Source organism: Micromonospora parathelypteridis, assembly GCF_014201145.1.
Taxonomy (GTDB): domain Bacteria; phylum Actinomycetota; class Actinomycetes; order Mycobacteriales; family Micromonosporaceae; genus Micromonospora; species Micromonospora parathelypteridis.
This window is the reverse complement of the sequence record NZ_JACHDP010000001.1, coordinates 241,061-252,897: the sequence shown is the minus strand read 5'-3', so window position 1 is coordinate 252,897 and position 11,837 is coordinate 241,061. Positions and strand designations below refer to the sequence as shown.

Sequence of the window (11,837 nt, the reverse complement as noted above, 5' to 3'; positions counted from 1 at the left end):
CGGTCAGGCCTGGATCAGCGTCACCAGCCCGGCCGCGACCAGCACGCCGGCCCACAGACGATCGACGTTGAACCACGCCCGACGCAGCACCCCGACCCCGAGCACCTCATAGACCAGCATCGCGATGACCAGGGCCGTGCCGAGCATGGCCACGGTGTGCACCCCCGCCGCGGCGAGCCCGGGCAGCGCACCTACCGGGGCGGCCGTCAGGTGCCCGGGGTGACCCCCGGGCACCGGCTCGGCGACCAGCACCGGCAGCAGCATCAGCCCCGCACCGTGCGCCGACGACATGAGGAACGACCAGCCCGCGAGTTGCGCCGCGGACAACCGCATCCCCGCCCAGCGGAAGTGTCGCTGGGAGAGCAGCCGCCACAGCCCGAAGGCGACCAGCAGCACCCCACCGACCACCGCCAGGGTGGTACTCGCCGTCACCGACCGGGTCGCGGTCACCAGCGCCGCGACGATCCCCACCGAGGCGAGATGTCCCGCCGCGATCGGCAGCAGCGACCGCAGCAGGACCGCACGGCTGCGTTCCTGCAGACCCCGGGCCACCGCGAACAGCCAGCCCATCGCCGGGTTCAGGCCATGGAACGCGCCGAGCGCCGCGAGCGTCGCCCAGGTGGTGACGGTCACGGAAAGCAGTACGAGTCGGAGGACGCGTCCCCGCCCTGCAACCGGGTCTGGTGCACCCGCAGCCCCCGGAACTCGTCCCCGTGGGGGAAGAACCTCTCGTCGGGGATGAGCCCTCCGGCGTCGACGTCGACGTCGAGCTTGGCCAGCCAGGCGCCCACCCCGTCGGGGTAGAACTGGTCGTCCCACGCGCCGTAGAGGGAGTTGCTGACATAGACCCGTCTGCCGTCGCGGCTGACCTCCACCATCTGCGGGCCGCCGGCCAACGCCTCGTCGGGGGCGGCCGGATGTGCCGTACGGCGGACGATCCCGCCAAGGTGCACCGAGCCCGTCTGCACGGGGTGCATCGGGTCGCTGACGTCGTACTGGCGTAGCTCCCCGGTGCCCCAGCAGGAGACGTAGAGGAACCGGTCGTCGACCGACAGGTCGATGTCGGTCACCAGCGGCGGCACCGCCCCGAATGGCTTGAGCAGGTCGGGCAGGTCCGCCGGGTCCGCGGGTTCGGCCGGAATGTCGATCACCTTCGTGACCGCCCAGGCGTCGCTGTCACGGTGCCACAGCCAGATCGACGCGGACAGGTCCTCGACGCTGATCACCACCCCGACGAACCCGTACGACTTCGTCGGATCGTGCGCCGGGCGCAGCTCCAGCGGCATCTGGTACTGGTCACCAAGGTCGACCCGCTGCACGTGCCGACGCTTCGCGAGGTCCCAGAAGTGGATCGCGTGGCCGTAGCGCCGACCCAACAGCAGCTCACCGATGATGCCGTCCTCGATCATCGACGGGGTACCCCACTCGCTGGTGACCAGCACGTCCTGGGTGAGGTGCCACCACACGTCGTACGCCAGGAACTGCGGGCCCCGGTCGGCCTCCCACGCCCCGCGTACCTCGAACGTGGTGTGGTCGAGGATGGCGACACCTCCCGGACCCTCGGCGCCGTCCGCGCCGCCGAGGGCGGAGAGGTAGATGCCGTCCGGACCACAGTGCACGGTGTGCGGGCGGGAGTAGCCGGCCCGCTTCGCCAGCTCCTCCGGCCCGATCACCTTGACGACCTGCGGCTGGCGGGGGTCGGGTTGGGTGTCGATGACGTGGATCCGTGACGACCGCAGACCGGGCACGATCAGGTAGCGCCGCTCGACGTGCGGGTGCGGCGCGGTCGGGCAGAGCGCGCTGCTGCACGCGTTCCAACCGAAGTGGTGCAACTCGTCACCGAGGTGTGGCAGGTCGGTCCAGCCGACGACCCGGCCGTAGTCGGGGGAGTCGGGGTCGGTGTCCAGCACCACGATGGCGTCCGGGCGGCTGGCGGCCCGGTCGAAGGCGGCCACGTAGGCGAGCTTCTCCGCCGGGGCGGTCACCGCCTCGCGGGGGGAGGGGTAGAAGGTGGGGTCGGGGGTCCAGTGGGTCATCGGGTCTCCGCTCGTCAGGTGGTGGGAACACCGAGTCGGTCGAGGAGGTGCCGGCGCAGCGCGCCGAATGCCGGGTCGTCCGGCGTGCGGGTGGGGGCCAGGTCGACGGGCAGGTCCGCGGCGATGCGGCCCGCGTCGAGGAGCAGGATCCGGTCGGCGAGCAGGAGCGCCTCCTCCACGTCGTGGGTGACCAGCAGGGCGGCGAAGCCGTGCTCGGCGCGGAGCCGGCGCAGCAGGACCTGCATCCGCAGTCGGGTCAGCGCGTCCAGGGCGCCGAACGGCTCGTCGAGCAGCAGCAGGTCCGGTTCGCGGACCAGGGCCCGCGCGACGGCCACCCGTTGCGCCTGCCCGCCGGACAGCTCCGCCGGCCAGGCGCGGTGCCGATCGGCGAGCCCGACCTCGGCCAGCGCCCGCTGGATCCGCCCGTCGGTGTCCGCCCCGGACAGCCCGAGGCCGACGTTGGGCGCCACCCGCTTCCACGGCAGCAACCGGTGCTCCTGGAAGACCACGGCGGCGGTGCCGTGCACGACGATCTCACCGCTGGCCTCGCCGTCCAGCCCGGCGAGAATCCGCAGAAGCGTGCTCTTGCCGGAACCGCTGCCACCCAGCAGGGCCACGACCTCACCCCGCGCGATGGTCAGGTCGACCCCGGCCAGCACGACTGTCGGCCCGAACGCCCGGTGCACCGCGTGGGCGGTCAACACCGGCGTCGCGCCGCTCAGGTGGCCCGCAGTCCGCGACGCCATGTCAACATCCTCCTCTCCAGGACACGCAAGGCAAGGTCGGATATCAGCCCGAGCAGCGCGTAGACGAGCAGGCCGAGCACCACCACGTCGGTCTGGCTGAACTCCCGCGCCTCCATCATCAGGAAGCCGATCCCGGTCTGGGCGTTGACCTGCTCGCCGACGACCAGGCTGAGCCAGGCCGCGCCGATCGCCAGCCGCAGGCCGAGGAAGAGTGCCGGTAGTGCGCCGGGCAGCACCACGTGACGCAGCCGGGCCGCGTGCCCCAGGCCGCAGGTGCGGGCGGCTTCCACCAGCCGCTCGTCGATGTCCCGGATGCCGGCGTAGGTGTTGAAGTAGATCGGGAAGAACGCGCCCAGGGCGACCAGGCTGATCTTGAGCGATTCGCCGATGCCGACCCAGATGATCAGCAACGGGACCAGGCCCAGGTGCGGCAGCATCCGGGCCATCTGCACCGGGGGGTCGACCAGGTCGTCGCCGAGCCGGAGCAGCCCCGCGACCGCGCCCAGGATCAGCGCCAGGAGGCCGCCGATGAGTAACCCGGTCCCGGCGCGGGTGAGCGAGTCCAGCAGATGGATGGCGAGTGTCCCGTCCCGGGCCAGCCGCCAGCCTGCGGCCAGCACGTCACTGGGCGCGGGCAGTTTCTCCGGTGCCAGCAGCCCGGTCCGGGCGGCCAGTTCCCAGCCCAGCACCAGGACGATCGGGCTGGCCAGCCGCCACCACCGCCTCGGCGGCCGCTGGGCGCGGGGTGCGACCGGCGCGGGGGCCGAGACCGCCGCGGGCGCCTCGGTGAGGCTTGTACGACTCACTGGAAGACCGCACTGAATCGGTCGTCGATCCGGGAACGGATGTCGACCGGGCCCGGAATGAGCTCCAGGGCGATGAAGCTGTCGGTGATCGCCTGGAGTTCGTCGCCGATGGCGGGGGTGACCGGGGCGAGGGGCTTGGCGCTGCGGGCCAGGGCGCGAGTGGTGATGTCCTGCGAGATCTTCAGCTCCGGCGCGAGCGTGCTGGCCCGCTCCTCGGGGTGGGCGATGCCCCAGTCGGTCACCTCGCGGTACCGCTGGAGGAACGCCCGGATCTCGTCCGACCGTTGCTCGACCGCGTCGGGGGCGGCCAGGACGTACTCGCGGTTGCTGGCCAGACCCGTCGCGTCGGCGAGCACCTGGACCCCCGGCTGTTCGGCCAGGGCGAAGTACGGGTCCCAGATCACCCAGGCGTCGATCTGCCCGCTGTCGAACGCGGGCCGCCCCTCCGCGGGCTTGAGGTACTTGACCTGGATGTCCTTCAGGGTCATCTGGTTGGCTTCGAGTAGCCGGACCAGCAGCCAGTGCACGTTGGAGCCCTTGTTCAGGGCGACGGTCTTGCCCTTCAGGTCGGCGAAGCTGCGATAGCCGCGGTCGGCCTTGACCAGCACGGCCTCACCCTGGGGGATCGGCACCGACGTCCCGATGATGGAGAACGGGATCTTCCCGGCCGCGGCGAAGACGGGTGGCGCCTCACCGACCTGCCCGATGTCGATGGACCCTGCCTTGAGCGCCTCGGTGAGCGCCGGACCGCTCTCGAACAGCGACCACTCGACACCCGGCGTCGCGCCGCGTGCCTTGACCAGGCTCAGGCCGCCGAAGCGCTGGTAGCCGATCCGGAGCGTCTTCGCGTCGCCGCGCGCATCGGCGGACCCGCCACACGCGCTCACTCCGGCCGTGGCCAGCAGTGCCACGGTGGCGAGCGCGGCCGTGAGCAGGCGGCGACGCGGGGGTCGGCTCGTCGATGAGATGCGCATGGCGGCTCCTCGGGTTGGACATGCGGGGGCGGACGCATCGACGGATGTCGGCGCCGTGGCCGGTAGCCTACTAACCCGATAGGTTTTATGGGTAGGCTGTCGGCGGGATCGTCCCACCCCTCAGGAGGTGCCCGCTCGCCGCGCGCGCACCCCCACCCGCACCCGCGCCGCACTCGAGGAAAGAGCCGAGATGAGCCTCACCTTCCACTGGTTCCTGCCCACCAACGGCGACAGCCGGGACGTCGTCGGTGGCGGACACGGCGTGCCGACCGGTGCCGCCGGAGGCGCCCGCCCGGCCAGCGTGGCCTATCTGGGGCAGATCGCCCGCACAGCGGAGCAACTCGGCTTCGTCGGCGCGCTCACTCCGACGGGTTCCTGGTGCGAGGACGCCTGGCTGAGCACCGCGATGCTCACCGAGGTGACCGAGCGCCTCAAGTTCCTGGTCGCCTTCCGGCCAGGGCTGGTGGCCCCCACGCTCGCCGCCCAGATGGCCTCGACCTTCCAGCGGCTGTCCCGGGGCCGACTGCTGCTCAACGTGGTCACCGGCGGCGAGTCGCAGGAGCAGCGGGCCTACGGCGACTTCCTGGACAAGGACGCCCGGTACGCCCGGTGTGACGAGTTCCTGCACGTGGTGCGCGCGCTGTGGCGCGGCGAGACGGTCGACCACGCCGGCACGCACGTGCACGTCGAGCAGGCACGGCTGCACCGCCTGCCCGACCCGGTCCCGCCGGTCTACTTCGGTGGCTCCTCCGCCGCCGCCCTGCCGGTGGCGGTGCGGCACAGCGACGTCTACCTCACCTGGGGTGAGCCGCCGGCGCTGGTCGCCGACAAGGTGGCCCGGGTCCGGGCGCTGGCCGCCGACGTCGGGCGTGAGGTGCGCTTCGGCATCCGGCTGCACGTCATCGTTCGGGACACCGCCGAGCAGGCCTGGGCGCAGGCCCAACGGCTGCTCGACGGCATCTCCGAGGCCGACATCCGGGCGGTGCAGGACGGGCTGCGCCGCAGCGAGTCCGAGGGGCAGCGCCGGATGCTCGATCTGCACGGCGGTTCCCGTGACGGCCTGGAGGTCGCACCCAACCTGTGGGCCGGGGTCGGGCTGGTCCGTGGCGGGGCGGGCACCGCGCTCGTGGGCAGCCACACCGAGGTCGCCGACCGGATCGCCGAATACCACGCGCTCGGCATCGACGAGTTCATCCTCTCCGGCTATCCGCACCTGGAGGAGGCGTACTGGTTCGGCGAGGGCGTGCTGCCGATTTTGCGCGACCGCGGGCTGTGGCGGCACCCCGACGGCGAGGGGCCCGCCTCGGCACCCGTCGACATCCCCTTCGCCGGGTCGCGGGCACCGGTGCCCGCCGCGCGGTGACCGGGCAGCCGCGACGGTCGGGTATCGCGATCAGCCGGGGCGGCCGGCCGAACGACGGCTGAGCCGCCGCGCCGAGACGCTCACCAGCGTGCTGCCCACCGCCATCCCGAGCAGCACCAGGACCGCCCCGACGGCCCACAGCCCGCTGTCGTCGCTGGCCGCGGCCTGCCACGTCCACGCCGACGTCAGGGCCACCGTCATCACCGGCGCCACCAACCACGGGCTGAGTCGTGTGCCGGCGAGCGCGGCCAGCACCACGAGCGTCAGCACGAGGCCGATCACCTGCCACGGCTCGTACGGCCCGCTGGTCGCGCCGGTCTGGGCATCGACCGTGTACTCGGTGTCCCGGCCCAGCCAGAGCAACCACGCCCCGACCGTGGCCGCCGCCAGAAACACACCACCGAGCAGTGCGCGCGTACCCCTCGTCGCCGTCATGCGGCGATCATGCCCCGGCTGGGGCACGAGCGGAATGAGCACGGGCACCCAGACGCGGGCCGCCGAGATCCCGAAAGGACTGTTGCCCCGGCCGGTGGCGATCCTCTACGGTCTGCTCAGCGGTGGGCGGTGCGGTCCGCATCCGACCGGACACCGCCGGTTGCCCGTCGCGCGGGCCGGGATGGTGGAGTCCCGGGACGCCCCGTCGACGGCGGCTCGGCGGTCGTGTGACTCCAGCTCGTACCCCGGGTGTTGCTGCCCGGCGCGGCTCCCCGCGGGGCCGACGACGAGCCGGGCACGCAGATCCCACCGGGAGAAGCCCGTGTTCCTCAGCCCCCACGAGCAGGACCGCCTGCTCGTCCACGTCGCAGCCGACGTCGCCCGCCGCCGCCGTGAACGCGGCCTGCGGCTCAACTATCCCGAAGCCGTCGCGCTGATCACCGCGTTCCTGCTCGAAGGTGCCCGGGACGGCCGGTCGGTGGTCGACCTCATGTCGACGGGCCGGACCGTGCTCGGTCGCGACGACGTCCAGGACGGCATCCCCGAGCTGCTGAGGGAGGTGCAGGTGGAGGCGACGTTCCCGGACGGCACCAAGCTGGTGACGGTGCACCACCCGATCCCGTGATCCCGGGGGAGATCCTGCCCGCAGCCGGCCCGATCGAGATCAACAGCGGCCGTCCGGTGACCACCCTGCTCGTGGTCAACACCGCCGATCGGCCGGTACAGGTGGGCTCGCACTACCACTTCGCCGAGTCCAATCCGGCGCTGGCGTTCGACCGGAACGCCGCCTGGGGGCAGCGGCTCGCCGTTCCGGCGGGCACCTCGGTCCGATTCGAGCCGGGCATCAGCCGCAGTGTCGACCTCGTCCCGTTCGCTGGTGCGCGCATCGTGCCAGGACTGCGCGGGGAGTGTGCCGGGCCGCTGGACCCACCGCCGGCCGACGGGTCGCCGCGGTGAGCGCCGTGCGGCGGGACCGCTACATCGACCTGTACGGGCCCACGACCGGTGACCGGATCCGGCTCGCGGACACCAACCTGCTGATCGAGGTGGAGACCGACCACTGCGTGGGCGGCGACGAGGCGGTCTTCGGCGGCGGGAAGGTGATCCGCGAGTCGATGGGGCAGTCGCGCGTCACCCGCGCCGAGGGGGCGCTGGACACCGTCATCACCGGCGCCGTGGTGCTCGACCACTGGGGCGTGGTCAAAGCCGACGTGGGGCTGCGCGACGGGCGGATCGTGGCCCTGGGCCGGGCCGGCAACCCGGACACCATGCCCGGCGTCCATCCGGACCTGGTCATCGGCCCGTCGACCGAGGTGATCGCCGGCAACGGACGAATCCTCACCGCCGGCGCGGTGGACACCCACGTGCACTTCATCTGCCCGCAGATCGTGACCGAGGCGTTGGCCAGTGGCATCACCACGATGGTCGGCGGCGGCACCGGACCGGCCGAGGGGACCCGGGCGACCACGGTCACCCCGAACGCCTGGCACCTGGCCCGGATGCACGAGGCCCTGGACACCCTGCCGGTCAACGTGCTGCTGCTCGGCAAGGGCAACACGGTCTCCAGCGAGGCGCTCTGGGAGCAGTTGCGGGCCGGTGCGGGCGGTTTCAAGCTGCACGAGGACTGGGGCACCACACCGGCCGCGATCGACGCCTGCCTGCGGGTGGCGGACGCGTCCGGCGTCCAGGTGTCGATCCACACCGACACGCTCAACGAGGCCGGCTTCGTGGCCGACACCCTGCGTGCGATCGGCGGGCGAGCCATCCACTCGTACCACACCGAGGGAGCCGGTGGTGGGCACGCGCCGGACATCATCACGGTGGCCAGCGAACCGAACGTGCTGCCGTCGTCGACCAACCCGACCCGGCCGTACACCGCCAACACCCTTGCCGAGCACCTGGACATGTTGATGGTCTGCCACCACCTCAACCCGTCCGTGCCGGAGGATCTGGCCTTCGCCGAGAGCCGGATCCGACCGTCCACGATGGCCGCCGAGGACCTGCTGCACGACCTCGGGGCGATCTCCATCATCGGCTCGGACGCGCAGGCGATGGGCCGGGTCGGCGAGGTGATCATGCGAACCTGGCAGAGCGCCCACGTCATGAAGGAGCGGGTCGGCGCGCTGCCGGGTGACGGCGCCGCCGACAATCACCGGGCCCGACGGTACGTGGCGAAATACACCATCTGCGCGGCGATGGCCAACGGGTTGGAGCACGAGGTCGGCTCGGTCGAGCCGGGCAAGCTCGCCGACCTGGTGCTCTGGGATCCGGCGTTCTTCGGCGTACGACCGCACCTGGTGCTCAAGGGCGGCATGATCGCGTACGCCCAGATGGGTGACGCCAACGCCTCGATCCCGACACCGCAACCGATGCTGCCCCGGCCGATGTTCGGGGCGTACGGCACCGCGGCGGCCGCGACGAGCCTCGCCTTCGTGGCACCGGCGGCCCTGGACGCAGGGCTCCGCCTGGACGTGCGACGTCGGGTGGTGCCGGTGCGCGACGTGCGGTCACGAGGCAAGGCCGACCTGCCGGAGAACAACGCGATGCCGCGAATCGAGGTGGACCCGGACACCTTCACCGTACGGATCGACGGCGTGCTGGTGGAGCCGGACCCGGTGACCCGCCTGCCGATGGCCCAGCGGTACTTCCTGTTCTGATGGCGACGCCGAGCCTGCTGTTGCTGCTGGCCGACGGACGCTTCCCGGCCGGGGCGCACGCGCACTCCGGCGGTCTGGAGGCGGCCGTCGCGGCCGGTCGGGTCACCGACCTGGTCTCGTTGGAGGCGTTCCTGGCCGGACGGTTGGCCACCGCCGGTCTGGTCGGTGCGGCGTTCGCGGCGGCCGCACACCGGGCGACGGTGCCGGGGGTCGGCGACGCGGCCGAGCCGGCCCGGTCCGCCGCACGGTCGAACGTGCTGGCGCGGCTCGACGCCGAACTGGACGCGCGTACCGCTGCCCCGGCTCTGCGGACGGTCTCCCGCCGACAGGGCCGAGCGCTGCTGCGCGCCGGCCGGGCCATCTGGCCGGACGCTCCGTTCGGCGACCTGCCCGCCACGGCCTGCGGTGCACACCAACCGCTGGTGCTCGGGCTGCTCGGCTCCGCGGCCGGGCTGTCCCGCCTCGAAACCGCCACCGTCGCCGCGTACGGGACGCTGACCGGGGCGGCCAGCGCCGGCGTACGCCTGCTCGGTCTCGACCCGTACCGGGTCCAGGCCTTGCTGGTCGGTCTCGCCGATGCCTGCGACGGCACGGCCGCCGACGCGGCGCAGGCCGCCGACGACCCACCGGAGCGACTGCCGGCCGCGGCCGCTCCGCTCACCGACATCCATGCCGAAGTCCATGCCACCTGGGAGGTGCGTCTCTTTGCGTCCTGACACCGTTGTGCCGAGCGCTGTGCCCACTGCCGAGCCGATCCCGCCGCTGCCGGCCGCCCCACCCCACGACGAGACCGTTCCGCACACCCATCCCGAACCAGGGGTCGACCCACACCCGCCGCTCGCGCGCGCGGGCCGTGCCCTGCGGGTCGGTATCGGCGGCCCGGTCGGATCCGGCAAGACGGCCCTGGTGGCCGCGCTCTGCCGCGCCTTCGCCGACGAGTTACGGCTCGGCGTGGTGACGAACGACATCTACACGACCGAGGACGCCGACTTTCTCCGACGGGCCGGAGTGCTGGACCCGGCCCGGATCCGCGCGGTGGAGACCGGTTGCTGCCCACACACCGCGATCCGCGACGACATCGGCGCCAACCTGGATGCCGTGGACGAGTTGGCCGAGACGGTCGGCCCGTTGGACCTGGTCCTGGTGGAGAGCGGTGGGGACAACCTGACCGCGACGTTCAGCCGGGGACTGGTCGACCGGCAGATCTTCGTGGTCGACGTCGCGGGAGGGGACAAGGTGCCCCGCAAGGGCGGACCCGGAGTCACCGCCGCGGACCTCCTCGTGATCAACAAGACCGACCTGGCGCCGATGGTCGGCGCTGACCTCGGCGTGATGGAGCGCGACGCGCGGGCCCGGCGCGGCGACCTCCCGACCCTCTTCCTGTCCATCGTGGGCGACCCCACGGCGGGCCGGGTCGCCGACTGGATCCGGCACGAGCTGGCCCACCACGCTGCCCTGCACCCCCTCGCCGTACCGGTCGGTCCGGCCTGATGCGAGCGCTCGCCCGGCTGGTGGCCCGGGCCGACGGTCGGGGTGGCACGGTCCTGGTCGAGCTGCACAGCGAAACGCCGCTACTGCTGCGCCAGACCCCGACCGACGATGGTGTCGCCACGGTGCACCTCGTCGGCGGGGCGGCCGGCCCGATCGCCGGCGACGATTTACGGCTGGAGATAGAGGTGGGACCGGACGCGGCGGTCCGGGTGCACACCGTCGCCGCGTCGATCGCCCTACCGGGCCGGCCCGGCGCCGTGTCCCGGATGGCGGTGCGGGCGGAGGTCCAGGCCGGCGCCACGCTGCACTGGCTACCCGAACAACTGGTCGCGGCGGCCGGCTGCGCGCACCTCGCCGAATCCCGGATCGACCTGGTCGCCGGGGCGAGCCTCCGTTGGCGCGACGAGCTGATCTGTGGCCGGTACGGCGAGGCACCCGGCGGCGCCGTCGTACACACCCAGGTCGACTACGCGGGCCGGCCGTTGCTGCGGCAGTCCCTGGCGGTGGGACCGCAGGCACCTGGCTGGGCGGGGCCGGCCGTGCTCGATGGCGCACCGGCTACCGGCTCGCTGCTGGTGGTCGACCCGTCGCGGCCCGCCGAACCGGCGTATGTCCGGTCCGACGGGACCGCCGCTCGACTGCCGCTTGCCGGTGGTCCAGCGACACTGTGGACCGCCACCGCCCCGGACGCACACACCCTGCGTGCCCACCTCACGAGCTGGGAGCACCCGCCCCTCAGCGCTGACCTGCCGTGATTCCTGCGGGTGTCGAGTCGGCGAGCCGGGTTGCGGGGGTCGCGCGGCGGGCCGGGTCGAGGCGGTCGATCAGGTCGTCGAGGGCTCCGATCAAACCGGCGGCCTGTGGCGCGTCCAGCGCGACGGTCTGCGAGATGCCCAGCTCGGCGAGGCTGGCCCGGACCCGCTCGTCGAGGCGGGCGTGCTCGCGCCGACCCCGGGCCGTGAGATAGGCGCGGATCCGCCGACGGTCCATCGGATCGATCCGACGGAAGACGAGGTTGCGGTCGACCAACTGGTCGACCAGCTTGGTGAGGGTGCCCGGGGGCAGTGAGGCCTCGGCGGACACCTCGCTCATCGGGTGTCCCTGGCCGTCGGCGAGCAGGCACAGCACCCGCCACGCCTCGATGGTCAGCGCGTCGTCGGCCAGGACGGCGCCCAGCCGGCGAGAGAGCAGCCGTTCGGCGCGGGTGAGCGAGCGCAGCAGGTCGGCTGGCGCCCCGGGCACGTCTGACATGAAACTCCCTGGTCCGGTGGCCCTGTCATGTTACCGAGTCGTCCCGGTCCGTGGAGAGCTCTGGCCTTCCGTCCTGGG

14 protein-coding genes are annotated in these 11,837 nt (G+C 72.7%); 7 read left to right on the top strand and 7 right to left on the bottom strand.

Going from position 1 to position 11,837, the window contains the following annotated elements; genetic code table 11:
• Positions 1-3: 3 nt before the first annotated feature.
• The 5 genes from HNR20_RS01120 to HNR20_RS01100 are packed head-to-tail and all read right to left on the bottom strand — an operon-like array spanning position 4 to position 4,562.
• Positions 4-633, bottom strand: a complete 630-nt coding sequence (locus tag HNR20_RS01120) for a hypothetical protein (RefSeq protein WP_184175576.1) — start codon at positions 631-633, stop codon at positions 4-6.
• Complete coding sequence (locus HNR20_RS01115; RefSeq protein ID WP_184175574.1) at positions 630-2,036, bottom strand: selenium-binding family protein; 1,407 nt, start codon at positions 2,034-2,036, stop codon at positions 630-632. The genes HNR20_RS01120 and HNR20_RS01115 overlap by 4 nt, the downstream gene beginning before the upstream one ends.
• A 14-nt stretch (positions 2,037-2,050) precedes the next feature.
• Positions 2,051-2,782 (bottom strand): ABC transporter ATP-binding protein, encoded by a 732-nt coding sequence (locus HNR20_RS01110; RefSeq protein WP_184175572.1) that lies wholly within the window; start codon positions 2,780-2,782, stop codon positions 2,051-2,053.
• The gene (locus HNR20_RS32585) at positions 2,755-3,588 is read right to left on the bottom strand and encodes an ABC transporter permease (RefSeq protein WP_184175570.1); all 834 of its coding nucleotides are present in this window, start codon (positions 3,586-3,588) and stop codon (positions 2,755-2,757) included. The genes HNR20_RS01110 and HNR20_RS32585 overlap by 28 nt, the downstream gene beginning before the upstream one ends.
• On the bottom strand, positions 3,585-4,562 hold the full coding sequence (locus tag HNR20_RS01100; RefSeq protein WP_184175568.1) for an aliphatic sulfonate ABC transporter substrate-binding protein: 978 nt from the start codon (positions 4,560-4,562) through the stop codon (positions 3,585-3,587). Before HNR20_RS01100 ends, HNR20_RS32585 begins: the two co-directional genes overlap by 4 nt.
• A gap of 190 nt (positions 4,563-4,752) precedes the next feature.
• Here HNR20_RS01100 and HNR20_RS01095 point away from each other — a divergent pair, with 190 nt between their 5' ends.
• Positions 4,753-5,925 (top strand): LLM class flavin-dependent oxidoreductase, encoded by a 1,173-nt coding sequence (locus HNR20_RS01095; protein WP_184175566.1) that lies wholly within the window; start codon positions 4,753-4,755, stop codon positions 5,923-5,925.
• 30 nt (positions 5,926-5,955) lie between these two features.
• Here the strand turns inward: HNR20_RS01095 and HNR20_RS01090 are convergent, their stop codons facing one another.
• Positions 5,956-6,360, bottom strand: coding sequence for a hypothetical protein (locus HNR20_RS01090; RefSeq protein WP_184175564.1), 405 nt, complete (start codon positions 6,358-6,360; stop codon positions 5,956-5,958).
• Positions 6,361-6,682: 322 nt separating this feature from the next.
• Between HNR20_RS01090 and HNR20_RS01085 the strand changes: the two genes are divergently transcribed.
• The 6 genes from HNR20_RS01085 to HNR20_RS01060 are packed head-to-tail and all read left to right on the top strand — an operon-like array spanning position 6,683 to position 11,263.
• On the top strand, positions 6,683-6,985 hold the full coding sequence (locus HNR20_RS01085; protein ID WP_184175562.1) for an urease subunit gamma: 303 nt from the start codon (positions 6,683-6,685) through the stop codon (positions 6,983-6,985).
• Complete coding sequence (locus tag HNR20_RS01080) at positions 6,982-7,317, top strand: urease subunit beta (RefSeq protein ID WP_184175560.1); 336 nt, start codon at positions 6,982-6,984, stop codon at positions 7,315-7,317. The genes HNR20_RS01085 and HNR20_RS01080 overlap by 4 nt, the downstream gene beginning before the upstream one ends.
• A complete protein-coding gene (locus HNR20_RS01075) occupies positions 7,314-9,017 on the top strand; it encodes an urease subunit alpha (RefSeq protein ID WP_184175558.1) in 1,704 nt (567 codons plus the stop codon). The genes HNR20_RS01080 and HNR20_RS01075 overlap by 4 nt, the downstream gene beginning before the upstream one ends.
• Positions 9,017-9,733, top strand: coding sequence for an urease accessory protein UreF (locus HNR20_RS01070; RefSeq protein WP_184175556.1), 717 nt, complete (start codon positions 9,017-9,019; stop codon positions 9,731-9,733). The genes HNR20_RS01075 and HNR20_RS01070 overlap by 1 nt, the downstream gene beginning before the upstream one ends.
• Positions 9,723-10,508 carry an urease accessory protein UreG gene (gene ureG, locus HNR20_RS01065; RefSeq protein ID WP_229687398.1) on the top strand — a complete coding sequence of 262 codons (786 nt, stop codon included), beginning with the start codon at positions 9,723-9,725 and terminating at the stop codon, positions 10,506-10,508. The genes HNR20_RS01070 and ureG overlap by 11 nt, the downstream gene beginning before the upstream one ends.
• Complete coding sequence (locus tag HNR20_RS01060; RefSeq protein WP_184175554.1) at positions 10,508-11,263, top strand: urease accessory protein UreD; 756 nt, start codon at positions 10,508-10,510, stop codon at positions 11,261-11,263. The genes ureG and HNR20_RS01060 overlap by 1 nt, the downstream gene beginning before the upstream one ends.
• Here the strand turns inward: HNR20_RS01060 and HNR20_RS01055 are convergent.
• Positions 11,244-11,759, bottom strand: coding sequence for a MarR family winged helix-turn-helix transcriptional regulator (locus HNR20_RS01055; protein WP_184175552.1), 516 nt, complete (start codon positions 11,757-11,759; stop codon positions 11,244-11,246). The two genes, HNR20_RS01060 and HNR20_RS01055, sit on opposite strands and share 20 nt — an antisense overlap.
• Positions 11,760-11,837: the final 78 nt, after the last annotated feature.

Excerpts from the sequence above, each read along its gene's own strand:
- HNR20_RS01095 (WP_184175566.1), top strand. The coding sequence starts at position 4,753 with ATGAGCCTCACCTTCCACTGGTTCCTGCCCACCAACGGCGACAGCCGG.
- HNR20_RS01090 (WP_184175564.1), bottom strand. The coding sequence starts at position 6,360 with ATGACGGCGACGAGGGGTACGCGCGCACTGCTCGGTGGTGTGTTTCTG.
- HNR20_RS01060 (WP_184175554.1), top strand. The coding sequence starts at position 10,508 with ATGCGAGCGCTCGCCCGGCTGGTGGCCCGGGCCGACGGTCGGGGTGGC.
- HNR20_RS01115 (WP_184175574.1), bottom strand. The coding sequence starts at position 2,036 with ATGACCCACTGGACCCCCGACCCCACCTTCTACCCCTCCCCCCGCGAG.
- HNR20_RS01110 (WP_184175572.1), bottom strand. The coding sequence starts at position 2,782 with ATGGCGTCGCGGACTGCGGGCCACCTGAGCGGCGCGACGCCGGTGTTG.
- HNR20_RS01055 (WP_184175552.1), bottom strand. The coding sequence starts at position 11,759 with ATGTCAGACGTGCCCGGGGCGCCAGCCGACCTGCTGCGCTCGCTCACC.
- HNR20_RS01100 (WP_184175568.1), bottom strand. The coding sequence starts at position 4,562 with ATGCGCATCTCATCGACGAGCCGACCCCCGCGTCGCCGCCTGCTCACG.
- HNR20_RS01070 (WP_184175556.1), top strand. The coding sequence starts at position 9,017 with ATGGCGACGCCGAGCCTGCTGTTGCTGCTGGCCGACGGACGCTTCCCG.